The 4,412-nt window shown below is 55.8% G+C and carries 2 protein-coding genes; both read left to right on the top strand.

The window, feature by feature from the left end:
• The first annotated feature begins 2,109 nt into the window (after positions 1-2,109).
• Positions 2,110-3,720, top strand: a complete 1,611-nt coding sequence (locus tag HMPREF2712_RS08070; protein ID WP_070616290.1) for a CRISPR-associated endonuclease Cas4/Cas1 — start codon at positions 2,110-2,112, stop codon at positions 3,718-3,720.
• Entirely contained in the window at positions 3,720-4,019 is a 300-nt protein-coding gene (gene cas2 / locus HMPREF2712_RS08065; RefSeq protein ID WP_083309680.1) for a CRISPR-associated endonuclease Cas2, read from the top strand. Before HMPREF2712_RS08070 ends, cas2 begins: the two co-directional genes overlap by 1 nt.
• The last annotated feature ends 393 nt before the right edge of the window (positions 4,020-4,412 follow it).

Here is a 4,412-nt window from a genome sequence, read left to right as displayed (position 1 = left end):
CCCTTCCTTCTGGGAAGGGCTTTCATTGAGGCAAAACCCCCCACCTTGCGCTACAAAATCCCCCACCTTATTTCCCTTCCTTCTGGGAAGGGCTTTCATTGAGGCGGTACTCGCGCTCCTCGGTCTTCAACCTGCGCGCATTTCCCTGCCTTTTCGATGGGGCTTTCATTGAGGACAGTCGACGGCGGCGCGAACATAGGGCTGGTAGCGGATTTCCCTACAATTTTGGAGGAACCTTCATTGAGGCACACCGTCAGATGGTGCATATAAACGCGAACAACGATTTCCCTGCTTTTTCGTAGGGACCTTTCATTGAGGTGTCGATATCAACACCATCACCGGCGATTTGGCTATGAGATTTCCCCACCTTTGGGAGGGACTTTCATTGAGGCCGTCAGCAGCTCGAAAGGTTCAACCCCTCCTTGAAATTTCCCTTCCTTTTGGGAGGGACTTTCATTGAGGCCAGGACTGGCTCACCGCTAGGCAACAGCGACTAGCATTTCCCTTCTTTTGGGAAGGGCTTTCATTGAGGCGGTGGCGCGGGCATTGGCGAGGCTGGACATGTGAATTTCTCTTCCTTTTTGGAGGGGCTTTCATTAAGGCGCCGTTCCGAAGCACTGGTGCGTAAAATCCTGTCGGATTTCCTTTCCTATTTGGAAGGGCTTTCATTAAGGGGGTGTGATACACTCGGGCTGAAAGAAGCTCGCTTGCGATTTCCCATACTTTTCGTAGGGGCTTTCATTGAGGCGGCAGTGCGCATGAGATGAAAGCAACCGGGAAATAATTTCCCTTCCTTTTGGGAAGGGCTTTCATCGAGGCGCGGGGATTGGCGACGTGCCATCAACGGACGTGTTGAATTTCCCTTCCTTTTTGGAAGGGCTTTCATTGAGGCGAGACGGAAACCCGCCGCCTCGGAGAAGCTTTCAACAATTTCCCTTCCTTTATGGAGGGCTTTCATCGAGGCGGGCTTAGCCTCGGCACTCCCTCACGCCCTGGAATCATTTTCTTTCCTTTTTGGAGGGGCTTTCATTGAGGCCGTGACCAGGTTCAGTGGCAAATGTACTGCACCGGTGATTTCCCTTCCTATTTGGAGGGGCTTTCATTGAGGTCTCCTCTTCTTCTTTCGGCGGGCGAGTTCCCGCGAATTTCTCCGCTTTTCAGCGGAGACTTGCATTGAGGACTCATACGCTCAGTAAGCCAGGTGTATATTATGAGCTGTTCTCTCCTGTGGGGAGGGACTTTTATTGAGGCATGGAGGAGTATCATGAGGGTGTTCCTGCGGTGCAGGAATTTCCCTACGGTTTTGTAGGGACTTTCAATAAGGCAGATCAATATCCCCTCAAGATGACCGCAGGACTGCTTGTTCAGTACCTTGAGGTGTAGACTTTCATTGAGGCGCCGCCACTGCGGGACGTAATGATCCCGCCTGTGTGACCATTTCCCTTCCTTTTGGGAAGGGCTTTCATTGAGGGCACTCCAGCATCCTGTACACGTGTGGGGTGCGCGCATTTCCCTGCCTTTTCGTAGGGACTTTCATTGAGTCTGGCGCACCTTTATGGTGACCCCGTGGTGTATTGGCTTTTCCCTTCCTTTTTGGAAGGGCATTCATTGAGGCTGGTCTATGGAAGCTCGCCAGGCTGATGCTGCAGGTTACATTTCTCCGCCCTGGGCGGGGCCCTTTCATTGAGGCTTCAATATCGGCGCAGTGTATGAGAACCGTCCGCTCATTTCCCTACCTTTTCGTAGGGACATTCATTAAGGCATTGAGGTCAAGGCGAATAATGAAAGATTCTCAACTCAGCGATTTCCCTACAGTTTTGTAGGGACTTTCCCTAACCTATTCCTGCTCCGTTCGTGGACCCATCACAGTCCAGGAACGGAGCTTTTCCTTTTCGCCGCGCAGGAAGCAACCAGGCCAAAACACCGACCGCAAACCCCACCCGCCAGCTGCTACCCGCCTCCTCCACACCTCCAAGCAGAAAATTCAACACGCCGGAATAGCGTCATAAACTCGCTGATAAGCCAAAACATTCCGCCGCAGTGCTACCCTCAAAACCAAGCAGTCAAAGCTGACTGCCCACCATATTCGCTCACACCAAGGAGACACCGATGTCTACCCCTTACAGTGCAGGCGACGAACTTCCTATTTCACTCGTCATGCACACCGTGTACTGCCCCCGCCGCGCATGGATCGAATCCAATGGCGAAAAGACCGACACCTCACAAATGCAAGAAGGGCAATCCGCCCACAAACGAGTCGACGACCCCAAAACATCCCGCGGCACACAACAGCGCGCAGTCACCATCTCATCAAAACGCCTCGGACTCACCGGACGGTGCGATGCTATCGAACCGCAAGAAGATGGTTCTACCCGCATCATCGAATACAAAGCAACACCCGTACGCCGCAACGCATCCGTCACACCCGCCCACAGGGTGCAGCTCGCCCTTCAGAAAATCTGCCTCGAAGAAGCCGGCGAAACCGTCAGCGAATGCGCGGTGCACTTCACCAACCACAACAAAACCGTGCCCGTCGACATCTCAGATGAAGACATCCGCACCGCAGAAGAATACGTACACACCACCCGCGCACTCATCGACAACCCGACAGCACCGCAACCCCTCGAAGACTCACCCCGCTGCAGCTGGTGCTCCCACATCTCCGTGTGCCTACCCGACGAATCCCACGGAAAAGAAAACATTACACGTGTCGTCGCCAGCAACCCCGACAGCCAAGTAGCGCACCTCACCACGCAAGGATCAAGAGCGACCGTCCAGCAAGGGCGCCTCATTGTGCAACACCTCGGTGAAACAATCAGCAGCGTACCCCTCGAACGTGTGCACAGCCTCGTTGTCCACGGAAATATCGACGTTTCCTCCGCGCTTCTACGAGAACTCATGTGGCGCAACTGCACCATCATCTGGTGCTCCAGCACCGGCCGAGTCTACGGCTGGTCGCAACCCGGCACCGGACCGAATGGGCTGGCCCGTGTGCAACAGCATGTCCTCTCAGCGCAGGGGCACCTACCCATAGCGGCCGCCATGATTGCCAGTAAAATTGCAAACCAAGCGACCCTGCTGCGCCGCAACGGCCACGCCGCAGATGTATGCCGCACCATGCGAGACATTCAGAAGCACACGCCGCAGGCTACCTCAATCCCGGAGCTGCTCGGCATCGAAGGTGAAGCCGCCTCGCTCTACTTCGGTAGTTTCGCGACCATGCTCAAAGAAGACGTGCTCACCGAACTCGGCTGGACCTGGGCCGGGCGGCAGGGGAGAGGCGCCAACGACCCCATCAACATTCTGCTGAACTATGCCTACGGTATGCTCAGTTCAGAATGTATCCGAGCGACCCTCACCTGTGGGCTCGACCCTCACGCCGGGTTCCTGCACAGCAGCTCTCGCAATAAGCCGGCGCTCGCGCTTGACCTCATGGAAGAGTTCCGCGCCATCATCGCGGATTCTGTGGTGGTGTCTCTTATCAATAGGAAGCAGGTCAAAGCGGCGCACTTCACCGCGGTCGGTGGCAGCTACCGGCTCACACCCGAAGGGCGGAAGACCATCATCGCCGCGTTCGAGAAGCGAATGGCCACGGAGATTACCCACCCCACCTACGGGTACTCGGTGACGTGGCGCCGCGCTATTGAGGTGCAAGCCCGCATGCTCCTGGGCGTAATTAACGGAACCACCCGCGAGTACACGGGGGTGACCGTACGATAATGCGTGACGACGCCCGACGAACACTCATCGCTTATGACGTGCCCAGCGACCGGCGGCGCGCCAAGCTGGCCAAGCTCATTCTCAGTTATGGGGACCGTATTCAGTACAGCGTCTTTATTGTGGATGCGGCCCCTGCCAAGGTGCGACGCATCAAAGACGAGGTTCAGGAACTCATCAATCCGGACGAGGACTCAGTGCTCTTCTGCGACCTGGGGCTGCTGGCCCGTCTTGATGAGCCGACCTTCAGCTACATTGGCCGGGCGCGCGAGGTGACCGAATCGGATGCGCTCATTCTTTAGGCGCGTGCTGCTCATTCGCTAGCGACGCGCGGCAGGGGAGCGGAGGAATGACGAGTTCGATTGCGGACTGGTAGTAGAGGTGGGGATAATGACCTTTGGAGGCTTTGTCTGTCTCCGCGAGAACCTGGCACGTGACGTAATCCTGGCGTGTCGCTCGCGTGATGTTTTGGCTTGTCAATAGTGTTTGAATGCCTGAATGGCTGCTTGGGTATACTTTTTGCGTAGGCCTGCCGCGAGGTTCTCGCAAAGCACTCGTTTCTGCCGCATAATTGCGGGTCAGTTTCGGGTGGCTATTTCCCCGCCTTCGGGTGGGGACTTTCATTGAGGCCCGCCCCTTTTCTGTGCTCTGGCGTGGGAATTTTCATTTCCCCGCCTTCGGGTGGGGACTTTCAT

This window comes from Rothia sp. HMSC064F07 (assembly GCF_001837265.1).
Taxonomy (GTDB): domain Bacteria; phylum Actinomycetota; class Actinomycetes; order Actinomycetales; family Micrococcaceae; genus Rothia; species Rothia mucilaginosa.
This window is presented reverse-complemented; position numbering and strand designations above follow the sequence as displayed.